Genomic DNA, 25,800 nt, shown 5'->3' on the forward strand with positions numbered 1-25,800 from the left:
TCAAAAAAGAGACCATTAGGTCTCTTTTTTAGGCTACTTCAAATTGTGAATTGTAAAGGTCAGCATAGAAGCCACCTTCTGTCATCAATTCATCATGACTACCTTGTTCAATGATGTTACCATCTTTCATGACAAGGATTAAATCAGCATTTTTAATTGTTGACAAGCGATGAGCAATAACAAAGGATGTGCGACCTTCCATCAATTTATCCATGGCTTTTTGAATCAACTCTTCTGTACGTGTATCAACTGATGATGTTGCTTCGTCAAGAATAAGAAGCGGAGCATCTTTCAAAAGGGCACGCGCAATGGTCAAGAGTTGTTTTTGACCGATTGAAAGAGTAACAGAATCATCAAGATAGGTGTCATAGCCATCAGGAAGCGTCATGATAAAGTGGTGAACACCAACTGCTTTAGCTGCTGCTACTACTTGTTCATCAGTGATATTTTCTTGGTTATAAATCAAGTTTTCTTTGATTGTTCCTTCAAAGAGCCAAGTATCCTGAAGCACCATTGAGAATTGATCATGAACTTCTTCACGTGACATTAATCGAGTATCAACACCGTCAATGGCAATTTGTCCTTTATCAATTTCATAGAATTTCATGAGCAAGTTAACAATAGTTGTCTTACCAGCACCCGTTGGACCAACGATAGCCACTTTTTGACCAGGTTTTGCAACTGCAGAGAAATCATGAATGATTGTTTTATCTTTAGAATAACCAAAGAAGACATTATCAAAGGTAACTTCACCTTTAACATCAGACAATTGACGTTCTTTGTGTGATTCATCTTCCATTTCCTCTTCTTCAAGAAATTCAAAGACTCGGCTCATAGCAGCTGTTGCTGATTGCATTTGTGTGAAGGCTTGAGCGATTTGAGAAAGAGGTTGTGAGAAAATGCGCACGTAAGTCATAAAGGCAACCACATCACCCATTGTGATATCACCATTAATCACTTTAACGGCACCGACCACACAGACCATAACATAACCAAAGTTACCAATGAAAATCATGAGCGGCATCATAATACCAGATAAGAATTGTGATTGCCACATTGATTTGTAAAGATTTGTGTTAAGTGTTTTAAATGCTTGACTAGTTTCTTCAGATGCGTTGTAGCTTGTCACCACATTGTGACCAGAATAAATTTCTTCGACATAACCATTGACTGCTGCCAAGTTATTTTGTTGGCGTTTAAACAATGGTTGAGATGACCCCATAATCACAACAACTAGCAAGAAGCCGATAAAGACTGACCCAATTGCTGTTAGCGCCATGCTGACATTTGAATGGAACATCATGAAAATCGAACCAATCAAAAGCACTACTGAAGTGACCAATGTTCCCAAACTTTGGTTAAGAGATTGACCAAGCAAATCCACGTCATTTGTTACACGAGAAAGGGTATCCCCTTGTGAATGACTGTCAAAATAATTTAGCGGCACACGGTCAATTTTAACTTGGATAGCTGCACGCAAACGTTGAGAGAAACGTTGAACGATGGTAGCTACTGTAAAGTTTTGAATGTAACCAACAACTGCAGAAATCACATATAAAATGGCAAGGGTTAAAGCAATTTGTCCAACCTTATCTAGGTCAACACCAGGGATAGTCCCCATTTTAGTTGGTGTCAAGCCTTTCATAATGGTATTTGTAATTTCTTTTAATTTATCAGGACCGATAACAGTAACAGTCGCTGAGATAATGGCTCCAATTACCGCAAGGATAAATGGAAATTGGAAACCTTTAATGTATGGCTTCATTCTGCCATAGAAGGATACTTTTTTCTTATTTTCCATTTTCTAATTCCTCCTTAGATAATTGTGAGTAGGCAATTTCACGATAAACTTCATTATTTGCAAGCAATTCTTCGTGAGTACCTTGACCAACTACTTTTCCTTCATCCAAGACTAAGATTTGATCGGCATCCATGATTGTTGAAATACGTTGAGCAACAATCAACTTAGTCATATCAGCTGTACGTTCTTTCAATTGAGAACGAAGGATTCGGTCAGTCTTATAATCAAGCGCTGAGAATGAATCATCAAAGATGATAATTTCCGGTTTACGGGCAAGTGCACGCGCAATCGCTAAGCGTTGTTTTTGACCACCTGAGAAGTTTTGACCACCTTGAGAGACTTGGGCTTTCAATTGACCTTCTTTACTTTCAACGAAGTCTTTACCTTGTGCCAAATCAAGTGCTTCCCACATCTTGTCATCATCAAGCGGTGAACTATTGCTGTCACCCATGTCCATATTTGAAGCAATGTCTCCACTAAAGAGCACAGCTTTTTGTGGAATGTAACCAACAATCTTGTGAAGGGTGTCATGATCGTAATCACGAACGTCAACACCGTCAACTTTGATTGTTCCTTCACTTGCATCATAAAAACGAGGAATCAAATTAACTAGAGTAGATTTACCAGAACCTGTTGATCCGATAAAGGCAACCGTATCACCTGCTTTAGCTTTAAAGGAAACATGTTCCAAAACAGCTTCTGAGTGATCGCTATAGCGGAAAGACACATCATCAAATTCTACAGAACCTTTTTCGGCTGGTTGAACTTTACTTTCTTCTGGATAAAGTACTGATGGTTTTGTATCTAAAACTTCATTGATACGACCAGCAGCAACAACTGCACGGGGAAGAATGAAGAAGACAATAATCATCATCATAAATCCAATGACCACCTGCATGGCATATGATGAATAAACCACCATATCTGAGAAGATATTAACTTTATCTTGCATAGCACCAGCGATTTTAGTTGGATCTTTTGGAATAGCAATATCCTCAATCAAGAAGGCACCGATCCAATAAATGGCCAAAGTCATTCCACTTGAAATACTTGTCATGACTGGCGACATCAAAGCCATTGAACGGTTGATAAAGAGGTTAAAGTTTGTCACGTTATCATTAGCTTTAGCAAATTTACCATCTTGATAACTTTCGGCATTGTAAGCACGAACAACACGGATACCGGTCAATGATTCACGCGTGATACTGTTCAATTTATCGGTTAATTTTTGAATCATGCGTTGTTTTGGCATTACCATCATGAGCAAGAAAATCAACATCAAAATCATGACAGCCACTGCTACAACCAGTACCATCAACCACTCATGGTTTTTATCAGCAATCTTCGTGATTGCCCAGATTGCCATAATTGGTCCTTTGGTAATAACTTGAAGTCCCATGGTAAAGACCAACTGAATTTGAGTAATGTCATTTGTTGTACGTGTCAAAAGACTTGGAATTGAAAATTTCTTGATTTCCGCATCTGAAAAGTCCAAAACACTATGGAAAATATCATCACGCAAACGCGTACTGAAACTTGCTGCGATGCGTGCGGCTAAGAATCCGACAACTACAGAGGCTGCAAAACTTCCTAAAGAAAGCAAGACCATACGCATACCTGGGGCATCTAGATTCCAAGCAAAAATATCTTTTGCTTTTGTTCCTTGAGTCGAGAGCAAGGATGTGATGTCAGACATGTAATCTGGAATTTTCAAATCCAAGAAAACATTCAAACACACAAATAAGACGGCGATAATCATCATGATGATTTCTTTTGCCGTTAAACGTTTAAAAATTTTTAACATGCGTTACTCCTTGTTTTCTAAGTTTTTCAAAATGCGATCAAAGACACGACTAGAAATCTCTAGTTCTTCACGGCTAATACCATCAAAAATTTGCTTATGAATGGCAACATGAAAAGCATCGATGTCTTTGGATTTTGCTTTACCAAGTTCTGTTAAGACCACACGCTTATAACGCTTGTCAACCTCAGAAGGCACAACCTCAATAAAGCCATTTTTTTCCATTCGTTTAATCAAATTACTAGTCACAGATTTTGAAATCTTCAGTTTACGCTCAATATCTTTGATGAAAACTTCCTTGTCTTCATTTTCACGTAAATAAAGCACTGCAAAGCCCTGCGGACCAGCAAGATTTTCGACACCGTGCTGCTCACCGAGTTCATGTACCCGATTCTCCATCAAATTAATAAAGTATCTAAATTGTGAAAAGGGATCTTTGTCTCGCATTTTTTCCTCACTTTCTGAAATTTTTCAAGATTTATTCTTGTAAAATACATTGTAGTTCTTATGAGAACTAATGTCAAGAAAAAAGTTCTCATGGAAATTATTTTTTTGACCAATAAAAAAAGAAAAGCTGCATTAACAACTTTTCTTAGATAATAATTCCTTCTAAATGATCTAACTCATGCTGGCAGATTTGTGCTGCTAAACCAGTTAATGTTAGGCTTTGTTTATTCCAATTCTTGTCCATAAAAGTGACATCGATTTTTTGGTAACGTCGTGTTGGACGAGACCCTAGAAGTGATAGACATGACTCTTCAGTGTCAAAAGGAAGAGATTTGTTCGTCATAACTGGATTAAACATCACCAAATCTGCCAAGCCCATATTGACAATAATCACGCGTTTTTTAACACCAATCATATTCGCTGCCATTCCAATGCAGTTAGATCGATTCGCATTTAAGGTATCCTGCAAATCTTGGGCTAAATACAAATCCTCTTTTGTAGCTTCTTGCGACTTTTGCGCCAAGAAAAAAGTATCTTTTACAATCTCTTTAATCATGATTTCTCCAAAAATAATTCCATAATGTCAAAATCGATAGACTTGCCATCAATTTCCATAAAGCCTTCAAAGGTTCCAATCCTACGAAAACCTAAACTTTCATAGAGGTGAATAGCTCCCTTATTATCTGTACGAACCTCAAGTGAGAGAATTTTAAGACCTGATTGTCGACTAAGATCGATTAAGCGTGTTAAGAGTTTACGCCCAATGCCTTTATTCCAATAGGCTTTTTTAACTGCAATTCCAATTTCTGCACGGTGTGACAAACGTTTTTTTCGAAAACTTCTACAATTACAACTTCCAACAATTTGACCGTTTTCTTCTGCTAATAAAAAATATGACATCTTGTCATTTTGAAATTTTGCTAAGATTTTCTCTTCCTCAGCAACAGAAAGTCCCATCCCTTCACTGCCATAAGAAAGATTATCTGTCTCTGAACCAACCTGATTACAAAATTCAAGCAAATTTTTAGCATCTTTAACAGTTACTTCTCTCACTTCAATCATAAGAAGACCTCTCTTTCGATAGAAATATTATAGCAAATTTTTCAAGCAACCAAAAGAGCCCACCTAAGTGAGCTCGATTCGGTTATTTGATATTAGAGAATTAATTTAAGACAAAATGGCTTGTTGAATCCGTCTATACGGTTCTAAGGTAATATGTTAAACAATACCTTGTGCTGACATTGCTTCAGCAACTTTAAGGAATCCAGCAATATTGGCACCAACAACAAGGTTACCTTCTGCATCAAATTCTTTGGCTGCAGCTGCTGCATTTTCGTAAATGCCTTTCATGATGTTGTAAAGTTTGGCATCTACTTCTTCGAAAGTCCAAGGTGTACGTTGGCTATTTTGTGCCATTTCAAGGGCTGAAACAGCTACACCACCAGCGTTGGCTGCTTTGGCAGGACCAAATGAAACACCAGCTTTTTGGAAGACTTCGATAGCTTCCAATGTTGAAGGCATGTTTGCACCCTCAGTAACAGCAATGACACCATTGTCAACAAGCATTTTAGCTTGTTCAGCATTGATTTCATTTTGTGTAGCACATGGGAAAGCAAGGTCTGCTTTGATTGACCAGATAGTCCCTTCGTTAGCAGGTGTGAAAGTTGCACTTGGACGAGCTTCAGCGTATTTCACGATACGAGCACGTTCAACTTCCTTCAATTGTTTAAGAAGTGGAACATCGATACCTTCTGGGTCATAAACGTAACCTGATGAGTCTGAAACAGCAACAACTTTAGCACCAAGTGATTGAAGTTTTTCAGTTGCGTAAATAGCAACGTTACCTGAACCTGATACAAGAGCAACTTTGCCAGCGAAGTCTTCACCGCGAGCTTTAAGCATTTGTTCAGCAAAGTAAACAGCACCGTAACCAGTTGCTTCTGTACGTGCAAGAGAACCACCGTAAGTAAGTCCTTTACCAGTAAGAACTCCTGTGTATTCATTACGAAGACGTTTGTATTGACCGTAAAGATAACCAATTTCACGTCCACCAACGCCGATATCACCAGCTGGAACGTCAGTGTCAGCACCGATGTGTTTGCTCAACTCAGTCATAAAGCTTTGACAGAAACGCATGATTTCGTTATCTGATTTACCTTTAGGATCAAAGTTAGAACCACCTTTACCACCACCAATTGGTTGACCAGTAAGTGAGTTTTTAAAGATTTGTTCAAATCCAAGGAATTTGATGATTGATTGGTTTACTGATGGGTGGAAACGAAGACCACCTTTGTAAGGACCAATCGCAGATGAGAACTGAACACGGAAACCACGGTTCACTTGAACTTGACCTTTGTCGTCAACCCAAGGAACACGGAATGAAACGATGCGTTCAGGTTCTACCAAACGTTCAAGAAGATTTTCTTCAACGTATTTAGGATATTTATCAAACACTGGAACCAGTGATTCAAACACTTCTTCTACAGCTTGTAGAAATTCGGGCTCATGAGCATTAAGAGCTTTTACCTTTTCAAAGACGCCAGCTACATACTCTTTACCTGTTGTCATATATATGTCCTCCATAAACGAGATTGTAATTTTGTATTACATTAAATATTATAAATTTTCTGAATATTTCTGTCAAGCATTTACTGTAACTTTTTGAAAATTTTTCCATTTTGATGTTATAAAATATTACATCCTATATCACTTGTTTTTTCCCCCAACTCTCTATACCATAGCTTCTAACAATCTTTTTTTCGTGATTTGTGGTATGATTAAGGTGACAATATAGGAGGTAGCATTATGAAAGGTTTATCACTTTGGTCAGGGATTATTGCCCTACTTATCGGACTTTTTCTCTTTATTCATCCCTTCACAACAACAGCCATGATTGGTTGGATTATCGCCATTATTATTTTCTTGTCTGGATTCACAAGTCTCTTTATGTATTCAAGTAGCGTTAATCGTTCGCTTTGGTACTTGCTACAAGGTATATTATCCATTGTTTTTGGGATTATCCTGCTATCTAGCTCAGTCATGTCTCTATCAAGTGCAGTCATGACCATTGCCGCTTATTGGATTTTAATTAGTGGTATTTTACGTTTGATTGGTGGTTTTCAAATGAAAAAAGCTGGCTTCTTTGATGCTAACCGTTTCTTAAGTTCAGCAGTTCTCGCCATTCTTCTTGGATTATTCCTCCTATTTAATCCAACTTTGTCAGCTATCTTTGTCGGTCGTTTGGCTGGTCTTCTTCTAATGGCTGTCGGCGTTTCCGGTATTAGTTTTTCATTTAAATTATAATCAACAAAACCCTCGGAAAAATCCGAGGGTTATTTTTTAACGATTATCAATGGTTTCAGGATACAAGTCATGGTTCATCAAACGATAATCTGCCATTTTTTCATACTTGGTACCAGGTTTTCCGTAGTTAAAATACGGATCAATTGACAAGCCACCACGTGGAGTGAATTTTCCCCAAACCTCAAGATAACGCGGTTGAAGTAAATCAATCAAGTCTTTACCAATGGTATTGATACAATTTTCATGGAAATCACCATGATTACGATAGCTAAATAGATAAAGTTTCAATGATTTTGATTCGACACACAGTTTATCAGGAATATATGAGAGATAAATCGTTGCAAAATCTGGCTGACCTGTAATCGGACATAGTGAGGTAAACTCAGGACAATTGAATTTAATAAAGTAATCATTATCGATATGACGGTTATCAAATGATTCAAGAATACTTGGATCATAGTCATACTTATACTTGGTATTTTGATTTCCCAGCAGGGTCAAATCTTTCATTTCATCTGTTCTTGTCATTAAAATCTCCTTTTTAATTCCATTTTATTATCAAATATCAGTGTAATTGTGACAAAGGCTGTCCGCTTTGTCACTTGAATCGGTTATAGTGCTCTCCCCAAATCAGCGCAAGCAACTAAGCTGCGCTTTATTCATTTAAATCTCCATTTTAAACGCCACGTTTATTGTCATAAAGTAATGTGTGCAGTTGTGGCAAAACTCGCACACTTTTCCATTCTGAATCGGCTGCCACTGTTTCCCAAAGCTGACGCAAACGATTAAGCTGTGCTTCTACAATATTTCCAGAAGCATGTGGTTCAGGATTTCCAGCCGATAAATACAAAACATCAGGCTGATAACGTTTTTGAATCATTTTAGCAAACGCTAAGTCATCATCGCCAAATACAGGAATTTTAAAAGTGACTTGGTCTTTATCCAACTGAGACACAATAAAATCAAGCGTTTCAAAATTCACAGTCATCTGACTTGATGGTGGTTTTGGACTCAGAGTGACTTGGTCGATGTCTTTTAACCAAGTTTGCCAACGAGACCCTTGCGTCTCAATGCCCAGTGTCACACCACGCGCCTTTAACTTAGCAACCAATTCCCCCATGTTAGCTCCTAAAAGACAGGGATTACCACCTGACAAAGTCACATAGTCATAAGCTCCCAACTTATCTAACTCTGCAATAATTTCATCAGCGGTCATACGTTTTGGTTTTTCCGAACCATCCCAGGTAAAGGCTGAATCACACCAAGCGCAGTGATAATCACACCCAGCCGTTCTGACAAACATTGTCTTTTGACCAATCGCTCGTCCTTCTCCTTGAAAGGTTGGTCCGAAAATTTCAAGCACAGGAATCATTAGTGGTCGTTTAGTCATCTAAAAGCCACTCCCTTCTGAACTCAGCAAAAGAACTTGGTGTCTCGTACAAACGGACATATTCTACTCTGATTTGACGTTTTTTTGGCAAATGCTTCGCTACCTGCTCAAAAATCCAATAAACCATATTTTCAGCCGTTGTATTCATATAAGGCAAACTTTCATTAAGGTAGCGATGGTCCAAATGCGGCTCCAAATGTTCTTTATAAATCTGCTTAATATCCCCAAAATCAACTGACATGCCACGTTCATCAAGCAAACCTGAAACAGCAATTTGCAATCGATAGGTGTGTCCGTGAAGTGCCTTGCACTTACCATCATAATTAAACAAATGATGTGCTGCATCAAAAGTGAATTCCTTTGAAACCATGACACGACGTGGACAATAGACCAGTGATTCACCGGTTGGTTCTTTAATTTCCTTTGGTGCCAAAAACATTAAGCCTTACCTCTTCTTGCCAAGTATTTTTCAAGACCTGCTTGACGAAGTTTGCATGATGGACATTCCCCACATCCGCTTCCTTTGATGCCGTTATAACATGTCAAAGTATTTTCACGGACGTAGTCAAATTTTCCAAGTTTATCAGCTAATTCCCAAGTTTCTGATTTATCAAGCCACATGAGAGGCGTTTGAATAACAAAGTTATAATCCATGGCAAGGTTCAAAGTCACATTAAGTGATTTGACAAAGGCATCGCGACAATCAGGGTATCCAGAAAAGTCAGTTTCACAAACCCCAGTGATAATGTCAGTAATTCCAAGTTTTTTAGCAAGCACTGCAGCAAATGATAAGAACAAATGATTTCTTCCATCAACAAAAGTATTTGGCACATCATCGTCTGGATTTTCAATCTCAATATCACGTGTCAATGCATTTTCAGTTAATTGCCCAAGCAATGACATATCAAGCAAGTGATTTTTAACACCTTGCTCAGCAGCAATGTGTTTGGCAACGTCGATTTCAAGACTATGACGTTGACCATAATTAAAAGTCACTGTTTCGACATGTTCATAATGCTTTAAAGCCCAAAATAGGCAAGTTGTAGAATCTTGTCCGCCACTAAAGACGACAAGAGCTGATTGACGTTTCATTTCAATATCTCTTTTCTAAGATATCTGGGCAAAGAAAAAGCCCCTATGGGAATCCACAGGGGCGCTAATTTCAGTCATTAGGCTGGTTTTTTTTAGCGATGGCTTTTCCCAAACATCGTTATTATTACCTAATAATCATATCATCTTTATGAAAGATATTCAATGCTTAATTGTTTTTAGCAAATTGACTATTGTATAAATCGTAATAGAAACCTTTAGCGGCTAGAAGGCTTTCATGGTTTCCTTGCTCAACAATCTGACCATTGTTAAGCACCAAGATTTTATCAGCATCTTGAATGGTTGACAAGCGGTGCGCAATCACAAAGCTTGTACGTCCTTCCATCAATTTCTCCATAGCCTTTTGAATCAAGAGTTCTAGACGCGTATCAACGGATGATGTTGCTTCATCCAAGATCAAGATTTTAGGATCAGCAAGCAAAGCACGCGCAATGGTCAAGAGTTGTTTTTGACCAAGTGAGACATTACTTGATTCTTGGTTCATTTCCATGTTGTAACCACCTGGAAGCGTGCGGATAAAGTGATCGACGTTAGCGGCTTTAGCTGCTGCTACAATTTCCTCATCTGTCGCATCCAAATTCCCAAAACGAAGGTTTTCTTTGATACTTGCTTCATAAAGCCAAGCATCCTGCAATACCATTCCGAATTGTTTACGATAATCTTGGCGTGACAAGTTACGAATGTCGTGACCATCGACCTTAATGCAACCATCCGTTACATCGTAAAATCGCATCAAGAGATTAATCAGCGTTGTCTTACCAGCACCCGTTGGACCAACAATGGCAACCATTTCACCCGGTTTAACCTCTAAGTTAAAGTTACGAATCAATGGTTTATCAGCAACATATTGGAAAGACACGTTTTCAAAGGTTACTTGACCAGACAAGTCATGTTCTAGTTTTTCAGTCACTTGTGCTGCTTCTTCTGGCTCATCAAGAACTTCAAAAATACGGTCAAGTGATGATTTAGCACTTTGAAGAACACTAGCTAATTGGGTAATGGTTTGAACCGGTTGGCTCACTTGCCATACGTATTGAACAAAAGCTTGCATATTACCAACAGTTAGCTGACCTGAAAGAACTTGAAGGGCACCTAAAACTGCAATAATTAAGTAAGCCATATCCGAAATCGCACTTAAAACTGGCATCATAATCCCGGAAATGAAACTAGCTTTAAAGCCAACTTCTTGTAAATTCTGAGTAATCTCACGGAACTCTTGGCTAGAAATGTCTTCGCGTCCATAAAGTTTAATGACATTAAAACCAGATAGATTTTCTTGAACAAAACCATTCATATCCCCAAGAGCATCAGCTTGTTCCTTAAAGTAAGGTTGCGATTTGCCCAAGATAAATTTAGCACTAAAGTAAGTAATCGGAATAATGGCAATGACAACCAAGGCAAGATGCCAATTAAGATAAAGCACCATGCAAATAACTAAAGTAATCGTTGTGAAAGCTTCGATGATACGAAGGAAACTTTGTTGAAGCGCATTTGACACTGTTTCGACATCAGATGTAAAACGTCCCAATACGTTACCAAATTGCTGACTATCAAAGTAAGAAACTGGAATCTTATTAATTTTTTCACTTAAATCATGACGCAAATCATGAATGGTCTTTTGCACCGCTTTGGTAATGAAAAAGTTTGAACCATAACTACTTAGCTCATACCCCATACCGCGGACAAAGTAAAGCACCAAAATAATGGCAATATAAGAAATATTAATGTGCGCTCCAGCCACACCATGAGCCATATCCAAAAGATTTGATGTCAATTCTGTGATAGCAAGACCAAGCACAAATGGTTCAAGTACACTCATGACACTGCTAAAGATTTTTAGAAAAACAGCTAAGAAAAGTGCACCTTTATATTGTCGGAGATAATCCCATAAACGTAGAAAAACATTTCGTTTTGACATTCTTATTCTCCTTTCATTTCTTCTGCTTTGTTCAATTGTGAGTTGGCAATTTCACGATAGATGTCATTTGATTGCATCAATTCATCATGTGTGCCACGCCCAACAATTTCACCTTTATCAAGCACAATGATTTGATCGGCATCCATGATTGTTCCCACACGTTGCGCCACAATCAAAACGGTTGCTTCTTGTGTCACTTCTTTCAAGCGAGCACGCAACTGAGCATCTGTCTTATAATCAAGCGCTGAGAAAGAATCATCAAAAATGTAGATATCAGGTTTCTTAACCACCGCACGCGCAATTGAGAGACGTTGTTTTTGACCACCAGACAAATTGCTTCCGCCTTCAGCTAGATGTGTTTGATATCGGTCATCACGACTTTCGATAAATTCTTTTGCTTGCGCGATATCAGCTGCCGCTTGCAATTCTTCACTTGTCGCATCAGACTTACCATACTTCAAGTTTTCTTCGATGGTTCCAGTAAATAGCAGAGCTTTTTGCGGAATAAAGCCAATCTTTTGACGAAGAGCTTTCAGTTGATACTCCCTAACATCAACGCCATCAACCAAAATCTTACCAAGCGTCACGTCATAAAAACGTGGAATCAAGTTAACCAGTGATGACTTACCAGAGCCCGTAGACCCGATAAAGGCAATGGTTTCACCAGGTTTTGCCTTAAAGGAAATGTCTTTTAAGACTGGGCTTTCCGTTTCACCTGGATAAGCAAAAGTTACCTTATCAAATTCCAGATAACCTTTTGTAGCCGTCTCAGTCACACCATCCTCATTTGGGTCGATGGAAATTGGCATCGCCATAACTTCCGAAATACGTTCACTTGAAACCACCATACGAGGATACATGGTAAAGAAATTGGCAAACAAAAGAAATGAGAATAAAGCATGGAAACTATATTCAATAAAGGCTACCAAATTACCGATTTGTAACTCACCATGTGCAAGTGGATTAAGGGCGAACCAAACAATAGCCACAATCATTGAGATAATGATTAGAACAAAAAGTGGTTCAGTCAAACCAGTTAAAATAAACAAGCGGCTTGATAAGTCTTTATATTCATCATTTTTGCTACCAAAACGTTTTTCTTGAAAATCTTCTCTCGCAAAAGCACGAATGACACGTAGACCAGTTAAATTTTCACGAACATATTGGTTGATTTTATCAAGAGTTGACTGTTGCTTTTCTGATAAAGGACGCGTACGAGTTGCCACATAATAAACAACCAGAACCAAAAATGGAATTGCAACTGCTACAATCCAAGCAAGTGATGGACTTGTTACTAAAATCATCACCACACTTGAAATCATCATCAAAGGTGTAATGACTCCCATACGTAACGTCTGCTCAGCAAACTGCATCAAAATAAAAGCATCACTGGTCATCCGTGTTACCAAGGAAGACACACCGATTTGTTCATATTCTTGATGTGAATATTGCTGTAACATATCATACATGTCGTTACGCATATCCTTAATCATGTTTGTGGTGATTTTACCTGCTGCATAAGCAAGAATCACTCGTCCAACCATCCCTAAGATGATGACAACCAACATAACAAGCGCCCAGAAATAAACTTTATCTTTGTTACCAACCGTGACCCCTTGGTCAATCATTCGAGCAAGAGCCGTTGGTAAGCCTAAGTTAACCACTACAAAGGTAAGCGCCCCAATAACATCGAGCACTAGCCATTTGGGGTATCTTTTCAAATAAGTCCAAATGAGTTTCATAGTCTTCCTTTCTAATGTTTATATGAAAGAAGTGACCTTGCTTATTCTGCTAAGTCACTTAGGTATTCATATCTTTCGTATTTTTCAAGTAAGTTTTCATTGGCTTCATCCAATGAACGTTGAAGCTCAGCTAGTTTGCCATAATCGCTGGCATTTTCTTGCATCTGAGCTTCGATAGATTCGATGTCTTCTTCAAGCTTGGCAATCTCATCTTCAATGACTTCCCACTCTTGTTTTTCAAAGTAAGACATGCGTTTTTTCTTCGTTTTTTCCTTTTCAGTTTTTTGCTGTGCTTCTTTCTTAACTTGAACGGCAGCATTTTCTTCAAAAGCTTTTTCGTCAAGATAATCGGTATAATTACCAAAGAATTCTCGCACATGACCATTTTCAAAAGCTAAAATCTTATTAGCCACTTTATCAAGGAAATAACGGTCGTGACTAACAGTGATAACAGGTCCTTGGAAGGTTTGTAAGAAGCTTTCAAGAACTGTTAATGTTGCGATATCAAGGTCATTGGTTGGTTCGTCAAGAAGCAGAACATTTGGTTTTTCAATCAAAATCTTCAATAGGTAAAGACGTTTTTTCTCACCACCAGATAATTTTGAAATCAATGTGCCATGAGTCGAACGTGGGAAAAGGAATTGCTCTAACAAATCCGTAACACTTGTTGCTCCGACACTTGTCTTAACTTCATCTGCTACTTCTTGCAAATAATTGATGACACGTTTGTCTTCGTCCATATCTTTTGGCAACTGTGAAAAGTAACCAATGCGAACAGTCTCACCAATTTCAAGTTTTCCGCTTGTTGGTTGCAAATCACCATTAATCAAATTCAGAAGGGTTGATTTTCCGACACCATTATCACCAACGATACCAATTCGGTCTTTATTTTGCACCAAAAGGTTAAAGTCAGTCAAAATTTGTTTATCAGGAAAAGCAAAAGACACATTTTCAAAATTGATTACTTTTTTCCCGATACGACTTGTTTCAAAATTGATTTCCAGCTCCGTTGATTGTGTCGTTCCAGATAAATCTGCTTTCAAATCATTGAAACGATTGATACGCGCTTGTTGTTTTGTCGCGCGCGCTTGTGGTTGCGTACGCATCCAAGCCAATTCTTGCTTATAAAGTTGTTTCTTTTTATGAAGCGTAGCCGCATCACGCTCATCTTGCTCTGCACGCAAACGCACATAATCTTGATAGTTTCCTTGGTATTCTGTTAATTGACTATTAGCCAATTCAAAAATACGTGTTGACACATTATCCAAGAAATAACGATCGTGGGTAATGAAGAGGACTGTCTTCTTAGATGTTTTCAAGAAATTCGTCAACCAAGCAATGGTATCAATGTCCAAGTGGTTAGTTGGTTCATCAAGCAAGAGTAAGTCAGCATCATTCAACAAAACTTGCGCAAGTTGAACACGACGACGAAGCCCACCAGATAAGTCACCAACTTTTTGTGACAAATCTTCTAGCCCTAATTTTGTTAAAACTGTCTTCACTTCGCTCTCGATAGCCCAAGCGTCAAGCGAATCCATTTCTGCCATGACTTTTTCAAGCTTATCTTGATTGGCTTCATCATAATTAGCCATCAAAGTTTCATAAGTCTTAATCAAAGTCATTTCACGCAAATCCGATGACAAAACTGTATCCAAAATCGTTTTGTTGTCATCAAACTCAGGTTCTTGCGTTAAATAGGCAATTTTATATCCATTCTTAACTGAAAATGGTGACACATCACCATCAAAACCAAGACGTCCAGAAATAACATCTAAAAGGGTGGTCTTACCAGTTCCGTTAACCCCGATAATCCCAATGCGGTCAAAATCATGAATAATAAAGGAAATATCACGAAATACTGTCTTATCACCAACGGATTTCGTTAAGTGTTCTACGATAAAATCGCTCATTTACTTTCCTTTCTAATAAATTCAAAAATAGCTTCTTTATCATTGGCAAGCTCACCAAGGACGATATGCTGTTCGATTGCTTTTAGGATTTGACCAAGCTCAGGTCCTGGTTTAAACTGCATTTCTTTAATCAGCATACCACCGTTGACCACAATCTCATGTTTGTCATGAATGGTTAATTCCTTATCCAATCGCTCAATCGTTGCAAAATCAACTGGTAGTCCAAAACCTAAACGAAGGTCTTCTGCTTGTTCGATAAGATTACGACCATAGCAATACATTTCCATCTTATCAAGCTCGTTTGTCAAACGAAAACGATAGATTGACACAATCTTTTCAACATCTTTTTGGAATTGACTTGATGTTTTCCAAGCTCGCAAAAAGGCACGAACATCTTTGACATCCAATGCTAATAGCAAAGCTGCCCAAGCTTGTTCTGATGTTTTAAAGTGATAATCGTCTGCCAAATCATCCAAGAATTGTTGCAAATGATCATGAGCATTCTCAAGATGAGGAAGGTATTTTTGAGCTTCGCTTGCAATCATGGCTTTAATCCCTTTACGCCAGAAAGGTGCCATCAACAATTTGTCAAATTCAATAAAAGAGCGCTCTACCGAAATTTTTTCAAGTAAGGGCGCATGTGCTGCCATGGCAGCAAAGGTTTCAGGTTCAATATCAAAATCAAGACTAGCTGAGAAACGGAAGCCACGCATGATGCGAAGAGCATCTTCGTTGAAACGCTCAGCTGGATTCCCAACCGCACGCAACAACTTGGCTTTCAAGTCATCCAAGCCATTAAATTTATCAATAATCAAACCTGTTTCATCAAGTGCAAAAGCATTTACCGTAAAGTCACGACGTTTTAAATCCTCTTCAAGTGAGCGAACAAAAGATACGCTACTTGGTCTACGATAATCTACATAAACATCTTCCGTACGGAAAGTAGTGATTTCATACTCGCCACCTTCTTCAAGAACAAGCACAGTCCCATGCTCAATCCCAATATCAACGGTACGGTGAAAAATGCTTTTTGTTTCTTCTGGGTAAGAACTTGTTGCAATATCAACATCGTGAATCGGACGATTTAATAAAACGTCTCGAACACTACCACCGACAAAATATGCCTCGTAGCCTGCTTCACGAATTTTCTTTAAAATTGGTAAAGCCTCCTGAAATTCAGAAGGCAGATTGTTTAATTTCATAGTAATTTTTCCAAACCATAAACAAGTTTATCTTGTTTCACAACTGCTTTAATTCCAATATTAACACCACTCATAAATGAAATACGATCATATGAATCATGACGAAGTGTTAAGCCTTCACCTTGTGCTCCAAAAATAACTTCTTGGTGAGCAACCAAGCCTGGTAAGCGAACACTGTGGATACGCATGCCATCAAAATCAGCACCACGCGCACCCTTAAGTGTTTCAACTTCATCAGGAGCTCCTTGTTTCTTAGCTTGACGCACTTCGCGAATCAATTCAGCTGTTTTCACAGCTGTTCCTGAAGGAGCATCCTTCTTCTTATCATGATGTAGTTCAATAATTTCAAGGTCCGGAAAATATTTAGCTGCTTTAGCAGCAAATTCCATGAGTAAAATAGCACCAATAGCAAAGTTAGGGGCAATCAAACCACCGATTTTCTTGTCTTCAGAAAGAGCAATCAATTCGGCAATTTCGTCTTCAGAAAATCCTGTTGTCCCAACAACTGGAGCAAAGCCATTTTCCAAAGCAAAACGGGTATTTTCATAAGCAACAGCTGGCATGGTAAAATCAACCCACACATCAGCATCAAAACCAACTAACTGTGATTTGTCAGTAAAGACTGGAACACCATCAACTTCTGTTTCTGTCGCAAATGGATCAAGCAAAGCTGCTAAGGTCAATTCGTCATCTCCCTTAACCATATTTACTGCTGCTGAACCCATTCTCCCTTTAAATCCTGCTACGATAACTTTAATACTCATGTTTTTTCTTTTCCTCTCTAGCACTTAGACAATTGGTGTGAAACCAAATGCAACGGCACCTTCCCCTAAATGAGTAGCAATTACGCCATCAAATGATACGATTTCAAGATTCTTCGTTTGACCTCTTTCAGCCAAAGCTTGATAGAAATGTTGAGCTTTTTCTTCTGCGCGAGAATGAATAATGAAGACTTCGTATTCTCCATTTTCAGTCACATCAGACAAAACATCAACTAGACGTTTGATAGCTTTTTTCTCAGTTCGCACTTTTTCATAAACTTCAATAACACCTTCGTCATTAAAGTAAAGAATTGGTTTGATGCTAAGCAAGTTACCAATCAAAGCTGAACCATTTGACAAACGTCCACCTTTTACCAAGTGATTTAAATCATCAACCATGATAAAGGCACTTGTTCCATCGATTTGCTTTTGCAATTTAGCCAAAATATCATCAAATGAAAGACCATTTTCAGCCCAATTAAGTGTGTTTTTAACCATGCTACCCAATGGTGCTGAAGTGATTTTACTATCTGGAAATGCAATCGTTAATTCAGGATAATCTTCAATTAAGAATTGGATATTCTGCCAAAATCCTGAAATGCCTGATGACAAGAACAATCCCACAACGTGTGTGTAGCCTTCTGATGAAAGTTGTGTCAAAATTTCATCTAATTTAGCTAGACTTGGTTGGCTTGTTTTAGGTAAAGTTGGTGACATAGCCATTTTTCTGTAAAAATCATCAAGGCTCAAGTCTTTACCTTCAACGTAAGAAATACCACCAATCATGATTGGGATATCTAAGACAAAAAGATTTTCTTTTGCCTTAAGGTCATCTGACAAAACTGCGGTTGTATCTGTTATAACTGCTAATTTCATTAACTTCTAAACTCCAATTTAACCCCTGGACGATCGAGGGCAATTTCGGTTACTTCGTATGTTAGGCGTTGCACAATATCAAGTAAAGGCGCTGCCAAATATTCAACTTCGTCCTTAGTGAATTCACTTGGTTCATTGACAATACGATTTTGAATGTGAACCATTTGTGAAACAACACCGCTAATGACAAACTCTTGTTTCACGACCATAAATTGTAAAACTGAAACGATTGTTGTTTGATTATTGTCTGTGTCTTTTTTCACTAATTGAAATGTGACTTCAAAATTAGTCTTCGGTGTACCATTTTCTTTTTCCCATTCGAGATTTCTTGCGTCATAATGGTATTGGTTGACAAATTCTTTTTCACGTACTACTTCCATACTTATCTCCTCTTTGTATATCACTTTTCATTATAGCATATTTCAACTCTATTTTGCACGCTTTTCTTTGAACTTTAAAGCAATACTGACAATTCTTTTTTTAACTCAAAAAGTCCGCTTACCAACTATCATAGATGGTCAAATCGTATTCTGAAATGAGCTGATTTAATTTGCTACCGTAAGACGTATCTGTGGCATAAGTCCCCGTCAGTGCTGCGGTTGCATCTTGATATGAAGCGGTTCTTGATTTATGCACGCCAGCATACAAATCTTTTTGAAGAAACTGAGCATAATCCTGCAGAGATTCCGCAAGACTACCATAGGAACGAAATTGAGCATCAATGGTATAGGAATTCCCGTTACCATCATCCTCCCAAGTCTGCATCGTCACCGATTGCCCCTTATAATCACCTTTAATGCCAAAGAAATTATAATTAGGTGCTTGACTCAGTTTTGACTGACCACTGTTCGACTCTAAAATAGCTTGCGCAATCATGACTGATGCGTAAAGGTCATTTTGCGCAGCAATTTGACGAGCTGATTCACCAATCGTTTGAATGAAAGATATGGTCGTCGTGTCTTGGGATGACTGGCTAGTGTCTGCGGAGGCTGGGTTTGCTGCTTCTTGCGAATGATAAGCAAAGAAAATCAAAGTCAAAGAAGCCAAAAAGGCTAAAAAAATCATGCCATATAAGACAGAACGAGGAACATTCTTTCGACGTCTTTTCCCACTAACCTTTCTTCTTTTCTTCCTTTTTCTTACCTTTGCCAAATACATTCAGTCCTTTCAAAAAGTCACCTTTCAGTATAACAAATTTTTGATAAAAAAGAGACCCTCAGCCGTTATTGACACAAATTCTTAAAAAGAGCCTTAGATAAAACTCTCTAAGACTCCTTTTTTCTATTTAAATCAAGCAAGATTCGCTAAAATAGTGTTAACAATATTATCAACCGTCACACCGTTTTCTGCCAATAATTCTTTAGCATTGTAACGGTCATGAAAGGCCTTCTCAACACCATAATTTTGAACTTTAAGATCTGTATTTCCAAGGTAACTTGCTATCATTTGACCATAGCCACCTTCAAGCACACCATCTTCCAAAGTCACCACAACTTGATGTTCAGATTCCAAGCTATCAAGCAATTCTTCATCCAATCCTGTGATGAATTTTGGATTAACAAGGGTTGCTGTGATTCCGTGTTTGTCAGCCAACTCTTTAGCCACTTCTTCAGCTAAATCATAGAAATTCCCAAGACCAAAGATAGCAACCTTGCTACCTTTTTGAGTGACTTGGTTCTTGTTAAGAATTGAATAGTCTGTTGTATCAGCTACTCCAGTCTCGCGAAGTGGACCAACTGGAATGCGAATAGCAACTGGATGTTCATTTTGCTCAACAGCCCAGTCAAGCATAGCCAGATGTTCTTCTTTACTTGTTGGCGCCAAGTAAACCACATTTGGAATGTGAGCCAAGAATGGAATATCGAAGAAACCAAGGTGACTTTCATCATTCATGGCACTAACTGACGCTGAATAAACTAAGGTTGTCACCGGAAGGTTATTAAGCGCAATGTCGTGTGACCATTGGTCATAAGTACGTTGCATAAATGGTGCCGCTACGTACCAAATTGGTTTTGCACCATTTTTAGCAAGACCAGCTGCCATAGTCGCTGCTTCTTCTTCGGCAATCCCCACATCAACAAATTGTTTGCCAGCTTTTTGACGTTGCTCTTGATTCAACATAAACATTGGTGTTCCCGCATTAACAGCAACAACCGTTGGGTCTTTTTCAATCTTGTCTAAAACAAATTGTGTCGTAATGCTGTTGTAAGTTTCACCTGAACTTGTGTGACGAAGGTATTCTCCAGTTTCTGGGTTGTAAGGTCCGCCAGCATGGAAGGCTTCGCGATTTTCTTCCATAAATGACACGCCGTGACCTTTTTGCGTATGAATGTGTAGCAAAACTGGGTGATTAGCATCTTTAACTTCTTCAAAAAGAGCAATTAATTGAGCCAAATCATTTCCAGCATCACGATAATGGTAATCAAAACCAAGTGCTTCAAAGAAATTGTTAGCAGCTTTGCCATTATTTTCACGCAAGTCACGAAGAGCTGTGTAAATACCGCCAGTAGGATTTTCAGCGATTGATTGGTCGTTATCGTTAACAATGACAATCGTATTTGTCCCTTCTGTTGTGATTTGATTCAAGCCTTCATAAGCCATACCACCTGAAAGTGACCCATCCCCAATAACAGCAACAACGTTATAAAACTCATTTTTCAAATCACGCGCTTTTGCCACACCTGAAGCCAGTGACAAAGAGGTTGAAGTATGCCCAATAGTAAACAAATCATGTTCACTTTCTTTGGGATTTGTATAACCAGACACGTCATCATAGTGAGCTGGGTCAAGAAAGGCTTGCGCACGCCCAGTCAACATTTTATGAACGTATGATTGGTGAGAAACGTCGAAGATAAATTTATCAACCGGTGAATTAAAGACGTAGTGCATAGCAACTGTCATTTCCACCATACCAAAGTTAGGTCCGTTGTGTCCGCCATGCTGACTAGTTTTTTCAAGCAAAGCTTGACGAGCTTCATCGACCACACATTGCAAGTCCTCACGAGACAATTCTTTTAAATCTTGTGGTGATGAAATTGTTTCAAGTACCATATATTTCTCCTTTTTTATTTAACAATCATTTTTAAAAGCTTCTCAGCTTTTTCAAGTATCCCTATCATACACCTTGGAGTTAACTCCAAGTCAAGCAAAAAAATGATTTTTTAGGAGAAAAAAAGAGAGATAATCTCTATCTCTCTTGATTAAGGTATTATTTGGTGACTTTGTTCAACTTTTTGATGGATATATTCAACCAAGTCAACAGTTAAATCATATCGCATAAATGGTGTAATGAGGTAAATACCGTTAAAGAATTTTAAGGCATGATCAATTAATTGTTTACTTTCTTCTAAAGCCAATTGTTGGCATTTTTCCTTGTCATCTTTGACGGCCTCTAGTTTTGCTAGAAAGTCATCTGATAGCTGAATGCCGGGTACTTCATTGTGAAGGAAAATAGCATTGTTATAGCTTGTAATTGGCATAATACCAACAAAAAATGGCGTTTCATAATCTCGTGTTAGCTCTGCTAAATTTTCAATAATCTCACTATTAAAAATAGGCTGTGTAATAAAACAATCTGCTCCAGCAGCAATTTTTCTTTCAATCAATCGACCGCAACGTGATAAATTTTTGACATTTGGATTGAAAGCCGCTGCTGCTGTAAAGGTTGTTTCTTTTTTAATGCTTGCACCACTGTAACCTATTCCCTTGTTAAGTTGCTTAATCAGCTCCAATAACTTGAAGCTCGTGGCATCATAGACGCTGGTTGCTCCCGGAAAATCTCCTATTTTAGATGGATCTCCTGTAATCGCTAGTACCTGATGAAAGCCCAATACGTCCATCCCCAAAAGACGTGATTGAAGCCCAATCATATTGTGGTCGCGACAAGATAAGTGCAGTAAAAACGGTGTTGAAATCTCATTTTTCAAAAGCGAGGCAATACTAACATTACAGATACGTGTCTTAGCTAGCGAATTATCTGCCAGCGTAATCGCAGATACCCCAGCCTCGTCCAAAGCTTTTACCCCTTCTGTAAACTTTCTAATATCAAGTGTTTTTGGAGGATCAAGCTCCGCAATAATGGTCACTTTTCGCTTCACTTTGTCGACGATCGTTTCTGACTGTTTAACAGCTTTAATCAGCTCTGCTTCTTCGACCATCGGTGTGACAAATTTGCGAGAGACTGGTTTCAAGCCTTTTATCGCACGCTTAACTGCTCTGATATGGTCAGGCGTTGTACCACAACACCCTCCAATCAGACGTGCTCCTTCAGCCACAAGCAGCTCAGCACTTTTCCCAAAATAATCGGCATTTTGACTAAAACCATATTGCCCACTGCCATTGTCATCAACAAACGATAACAAACTAGCATTAGGATAAACAGACAAATACGACTGAGCAAACAGTGGCACTTGCTTGAGCGATTGAATCATGTGATAAGGTCCCAAATGGCAATTGAGTCCTACAATATCTGCCCCAAGCATCACTAGTTTCCCAAAGATTTCAACCAATGGACGACCATTTTCGGTTATTCCCGCTTCATGAATGGAAATATTGGTAATAATCGGCAAATCCGTTAAAGGTCTAACAGCTTTCAGAACCTCTACAATTTCTTCTTCATCATAGTAAGTTTCAAATAAAAGACCATCAATTCCCTTTGTTTCAAGCAAATAGCCAACTTGTTCTAAAGTTTCCTTGATAATCTCATCAAGCGTCAATTCACATTGTTTGAGACCACGAAGAGCACCGACTGTTCCCAAAACAAAGGTATCCTCGCCAGCTGCTTGCCTTGCAATTTTGACACCAGCTTGATTGATTTCCTTAACTTTATTGCCATAACCATACCCTTCTAGTCGATGCCTTTTGGCCGCGTAGGTATTGGTCTGAATGACATCAGCTCCTGCTTCAATATAAGCCTTGTGAATGGCTAATACTTTTTCAGGATGCGTCAAATTATAAGCCTCGTAGCAATTATCAAGACCATTGGCATAAAGAAGAGTTCCCATAGCACCGTCAGCGACTAAAATATCTGTTTTTAAACGTTCTAATAATCCTGACATAGCTTAAGCCTTCCTTATTTTCCGTATTTTGCACGAACTTCCTTAGTTGCTTCTACCAACACTTTAAGAGCTGCAATGGTTTCTGGTTCACGGCGTGTTTTCAGACCACAATCTGGGTTAACCCAGAATTGTTCTAATGATAATTGACGAAGTGGACGTTCAATATTTGCAATAACTTCTTCTTTACTTGGCACACGTGGTGAGTGAATATCGTAAACCCCTAGACCAATTCCAAGTGGGTAAACTGCTGTTTCAAATGATTCAATGACATCGCCGTGGCTACGACTTGTTTCGATAGAAATAACATCAGCATCCAAGTCACGGATAGAATCGATGATTTCATTGAACTTAGAATAGCACATGTGAGTGTGAATTTGAGTATCATCTTTGACAGATGATGTTGCAACGCGGAAGGCATGCACAGCGTCATCGAGATAAGCTTTTTGTTTAGCTTTACGAAGTGGCAAACCTTCACGAAGCGCAGCTTCATCCACTTGGATAATAGCAATACCTGCATCTTCAAGCAACTTGATTTCGTCTTTGATAGCAAGTCCAATTTGATTGAAAAGGTCTGCTCGTGAAATATCTGAACGCTCAAATGACCAGTTTGTGATGGTAATAGGTCCAGTTAACATTCCTTTCACAGGGCGGTCAGTCAAACTTTGTGCATAAACCACTTCTTTTACTGACAAGGGTTGAATGTGTTTCACATCACCGTAAATAATTGGTGGTTTAACTGCACGAGAACCGTATGATTGCACCCAACCAAGTTTAGTTGTGGTAAAACCAGCTAATTTTTGACCGAAGAATTCAACCATGTCCACACGTTCAAATTCACCGTGTACTAATACATCAATATCCAAGTCTTCTTGAATTTTAATCCAACGAGCAATTTCTGATTTGATGAAATCTTCGTATTCAGCATCAGAGATATTACCACGTTTCCAAGCAAGACGAGTACGACGAACTTCTGGTGATTGAGGGAATGACCCAATTGTCGTTGTCGGAAGTGTTGGCAAACCAAGTTTTTCTTGTTGCACCTTGCGGCGAACTTTATAATCCACACGCTCAGTCGGCACATTTTCCAAACTTTCAAGACTCACATTTCGGAAATCAGCTGCTTGCAAAGCATCAAAATCAGCCACATGTTGCTTGTAAGCTTCAGATTCTTGACCATGCAAGTATTGACTCAAGAGTTTAAGTTCTTGCAATTTTTCATCTGCAAAAGCAAGACCATTTTTAAGAACAGGATCAAGATCCGTTTCATTTTTAGTAGTTACAGGCACATGAAGAAGTGAACAAGATGGTTGAATCACAAGGTTTCCAACTTTAGCTTGAAGTTTTTTCAACAATTCTGATGTTTTTTCAAAATCAGTTGCCCAGATGTTACGTCCATCAACAACCCCAGCAAACACTTCTTTATTTTCAAAATAACCAGCTTCAACCGCTTCAAGATTTTCATCAAGACCATGAACAAAATCAAGACCAAATGCGGCAACCGGAAGTTCTGATAACTCTTTAGCATCAATCAAAGCTTCGAAATATGTTTGGAAAATGATCTTAGCTTGTGGCACTTCTTTGGCAAAATAAGCATAAACGCATTTTGCTGCTTCAAGAAGATCTGCCCCTTCATCCGTTACAAAAATCGGTTCATCAACTTGAATGTATGTTGCACCAGCTTCAACCAATTCTGTAAAGACTTGTTTGTAAAGTGGCAAGAGTTTTTTCACTGCTGAAGTAAAATCGCTAACCTCAGATGACAAAGCAACATAAGTGATTGGACCTGTAATCACTGGTTTTGCCTTATCACCAACAACTTTTTTAGCTTCAAGGTACAAATCAAGCAAGCGTGTATTTGTCAAATGCGGTTTAACTTTTGACCATTCTGGAACAATGTAGTGATAGTTGGTGTTGAACCATTTTTTCATTGATGAAGCAACATTATCCTTGTTACCACGCGCAATCGCAAAGAACAAATCAAGATTAATCTCTTCCTTGGCAAAACGATTTGGAATCACACCAAATTGCACAGACAAATCCAAAATATGATCGTAAAGTGAAAAATCACCAACAGGAATTAAGTCAAGACCTGCATCAGCTTGTTTTTTCAAAAATAACAAGCGTAATGCTTTCGCTTCTGCTTGCAATTCATCTTGTGAAATATTACCCGCCCAATAAGACTCAATCAATTTTTTCCACTCACGATTTTCACCCAAACGCGGATATCCCAAATTCGAAACCTTAACCATAGTTACCTCCTATAACCGTATTAGTTTAAAACTATACAATTCAAAAATTTTATAGTTAAGATTTTAAACGATAAACCCTTATTTTTCAATGATTCTAGCCATTCTATCTTTTTATGCTTTGCTATAGTTTTTAACTATGCAATTAGAATCTGTTATAGTTTAAAACTATAACGAAAACTTTCACACAAAAAAAGAATTCCCGAAGGAATCCTTTTCATTTGTTAGATTAATAA

General features: G+C 38.4%; 22 protein-coding genes. 1 reads left to right on the forward strand and 21 read right to left on the reverse strand.

Going from position 1 to position 25,800, the window contains the following annotated elements:
* Positions 1–28: 28 nt before the first annotated feature.
* The 6 genes from BMX18_RS00975 to gdhA form a co-directional block, all read right to left on the reverse strand.
* The gene (locus BMX18_RS00975; protein WP_074563878.1) at positions 29–1,801 is read right to left on the reverse strand and encodes an ABC transporter ATP-binding protein; all 1,773 of its coding nucleotides are present in this window, start codon (positions 1,799–1,801) and stop codon (positions 29–31) included.
* Positions 1,791–3,605, reverse strand: coding sequence for an ABC transporter ATP-binding protein (locus tag BMX18_RS00980; protein ID WP_074563880.1), 1,815 nt, complete (start codon positions 3,603–3,605; stop codon positions 1,791–1,793). The genes BMX18_RS00975 and BMX18_RS00980 overlap by 11 nt, the downstream gene beginning before the upstream one ends.
* Positions 3,606–3,608: 3 nt before the next feature.
* Positions 3,609–4,049 (reverse strand): MarR family winged helix-turn-helix transcriptional regulator, encoded by a 441-nt coding sequence (locus tag BMX18_RS00985; RefSeq protein ID WP_093814671.1) that lies wholly within the window; start codon positions 4,047–4,049, stop codon positions 3,609–3,611.
* 145 nt (positions 4,050–4,194) lie between these two features.
* A complete protein-coding gene (locus BMX18_RS00990; protein ID WP_093814673.1) occupies positions 4,195–4,605 on the reverse strand; it encodes a peptide deformylase in 411 nt (136 codons plus the stop codon).
* Positions 4,602–5,111, reverse strand: a complete 510-nt coding sequence (locus BMX18_RS00995) for a GNAT family N-acetyltransferase (RefSeq protein WP_093814675.1) — start codon at positions 5,109–5,111, stop codon at positions 4,602–4,604. The genes BMX18_RS00990 and BMX18_RS00995 overlap by 4 nt, the downstream gene beginning before the upstream one ends.
* A gap of 156 nt (positions 5,112–5,267) precedes the next feature.
* On the reverse strand, positions 5,268–6,617 hold the full coding sequence (gdhA, locus tag BMX18_RS01000) for an NADP-specific glutamate dehydrogenase (RefSeq protein WP_039696755.1): 1,350 nt from the start codon (positions 6,615–6,617) through the stop codon (positions 5,268–5,270).
* 237 nt (positions 6,618–6,854) lie between these two features.
* Between gdhA and BMX18_RS01005 the strand changes: the two genes are divergently transcribed.
* Positions 6,855–7,352, forward strand: a complete 498-nt coding sequence (locus tag BMX18_RS01005) for a DUF308 domain-containing protein (RefSeq protein WP_039696754.1) — start codon at positions 6,855–6,857, stop codon at positions 7,350–7,352.
* 36 nt (positions 7,353–7,388) lie between these two features.
* Here the strand turns inward: BMX18_RS01005 and queF are convergent, their stop codons facing one another.
* The 15 genes from queF to metE all read right to left on the reverse strand — a co-directional run bounded on the left by queF (position 7,389) and on the right by metE (position 25,567).
* Positions 7,389–7,880, reverse strand: a complete 492-nt coding sequence (queF, locus tag BMX18_RS01010; protein ID WP_093814677.1) for a preQ(1) synthase — start codon at positions 7,878–7,880, stop codon at positions 7,389–7,391.
* Between the two features lie 148 nt (positions 7,881–8,028).
* On the reverse strand, positions 8,029–8,742 hold the full coding sequence (gene queE / locus BMX18_RS01015; protein ID WP_093814679.1) for a 7-carboxy-7-deazaguanine synthase QueE: 714 nt from the start codon (positions 8,740–8,742) through the stop codon (positions 8,029–8,031).
* Positions 8,735–9,181 carry a 6-carboxytetrahydropterin synthase QueD gene (gene queD / locus BMX18_RS01020; RefSeq protein ID WP_093814681.1) on the reverse strand — a complete coding sequence of 149 codons (447 nt, stop codon included), beginning with the start codon at positions 9,179–9,181 and terminating at the stop codon, positions 8,735–8,737. Before queD ends, queE begins: the two co-directional genes overlap by 8 nt.
* Complete coding sequence (gene queC / locus BMX18_RS01025; protein ID WP_093814683.1) at positions 9,181–9,834, reverse strand: 7-cyano-7-deazaguanine synthase QueC; 654 nt, start codon at positions 9,832–9,834, stop codon at positions 9,181–9,183. Before queC ends, queD begins: the two co-directional genes overlap by 1 nt.
* A 166-nt stretch (positions 9,835–10,000) precedes the next feature.
* On the reverse strand, positions 10,001–11,770 hold the full coding sequence (locus BMX18_RS01030) for an ABC transporter ATP-binding protein (protein ID WP_093814685.1): 1,770 nt from the start codon (positions 11,768–11,770) through the stop codon (positions 10,001–10,003).
* A gap of 2 nt (positions 11,771–11,772) precedes the next feature.
* Positions 11,773–13,512 carry an ABC transporter ATP-binding protein gene (locus BMX18_RS01035; protein WP_093814687.1) on the reverse strand — a complete coding sequence of 580 codons (1,740 nt, stop codon included), beginning with the start codon at positions 13,510–13,512 and terminating at the stop codon, positions 11,773–11,775.
* A 41-nt stretch (positions 13,513–13,553) separates the two neighbouring features.
* Entirely contained in the window at positions 13,554–15,422 is a 1,869-nt protein-coding gene (locus tag BMX18_RS01040; protein ID WP_093814689.1) for an ABC-F family ATP-binding cassette domain-containing protein, read from the reverse strand.
* On the reverse strand, positions 15,419–16,624 hold the full coding sequence (locus tag BMX18_RS01045; protein WP_093814691.1) for a CCA tRNA nucleotidyltransferase: 1,206 nt from the start codon (positions 16,622–16,624) through the stop codon (positions 15,419–15,421). The genes BMX18_RS01040 and BMX18_RS01045 overlap by 4 nt, the downstream gene beginning before the upstream one ends.
* Positions 16,621–17,388, reverse strand: a complete 768-nt coding sequence (dapB, locus tag BMX18_RS01050; RefSeq protein ID WP_074964560.1) for a 4-hydroxy-tetrahydrodipicolinate reductase — start codon at positions 17,386–17,388, stop codon at positions 16,621–16,623. The genes BMX18_RS01045 and dapB overlap by 4 nt, the downstream gene beginning before the upstream one ends.
* A 24-nt stretch (positions 17,389–17,412) precedes the next feature.
* Positions 17,413–18,261 carry a DegV family protein gene (locus BMX18_RS01055; protein WP_074560376.1) on the reverse strand — a complete coding sequence of 283 codons (849 nt, stop codon included), beginning with the start codon at positions 18,259–18,261 and terminating at the stop codon, positions 17,413–17,415.
* Complete coding sequence (locus BMX18_RS01060) at positions 18,261–18,641, reverse strand: DUF1149 family protein (RefSeq protein ID WP_074560378.1); 381 nt, start codon at positions 18,639–18,641, stop codon at positions 18,261–18,263. Before BMX18_RS01060 ends, BMX18_RS01055 begins: the two co-directional genes overlap by 1 nt.
* Before the next feature lie 118 nt (positions 18,642–18,759).
* Positions 18,760–19,419 (reverse strand): glucosaminidase domain-containing protein, encoded by a 660-nt coding sequence (locus tag BMX18_RS01065; RefSeq protein WP_093814693.1) that lies wholly within the window; start codon positions 19,417–19,419, stop codon positions 18,760–18,762.
* A 132-nt stretch (positions 19,420–19,551) separates the two neighbouring features.
* Complete coding sequence (locus BMX18_RS01070; protein WP_093814694.1) at positions 19,552–21,312, reverse strand: 1-deoxy-D-xylulose-5-phosphate synthase; 1,761 nt, start codon at positions 21,310–21,312, stop codon at positions 19,552–19,554.
* Positions 21,313–21,461: 149 nt separating this feature from the next.
* Positions 21,462–23,318 carry a bifunctional homocysteine S-methyltransferase/methylenetetrahydrofolate reductase gene (locus tag BMX18_RS01075; protein WP_093814696.1) on the reverse strand — a complete coding sequence of 619 codons (1,857 nt, stop codon included), beginning with the start codon at positions 23,316–23,318 and terminating at the stop codon, positions 21,462–21,464.
* 14 nt (positions 23,319–23,332) lie between these two features.
* Complete coding sequence (gene metE, locus BMX18_RS01080) at positions 23,333–25,567, reverse strand: 5-methyltetrahydropteroyltriglutamate--homocysteine S-methyltransferase (protein WP_093814698.1); 2,235 nt, start codon at positions 25,565–25,567, stop codon at positions 23,333–23,335.
* Positions 25,568–25,800: the final 233 nt, after the last annotated feature.

The organism is Streptococcus sp. 45 (assembly GCF_900108865.1).
Lineage (GTDB): Bacteria > Bacillota > Bacilli > Lactobacillales > Streptococcaceae > Streptococcus > Streptococcus ruminicola.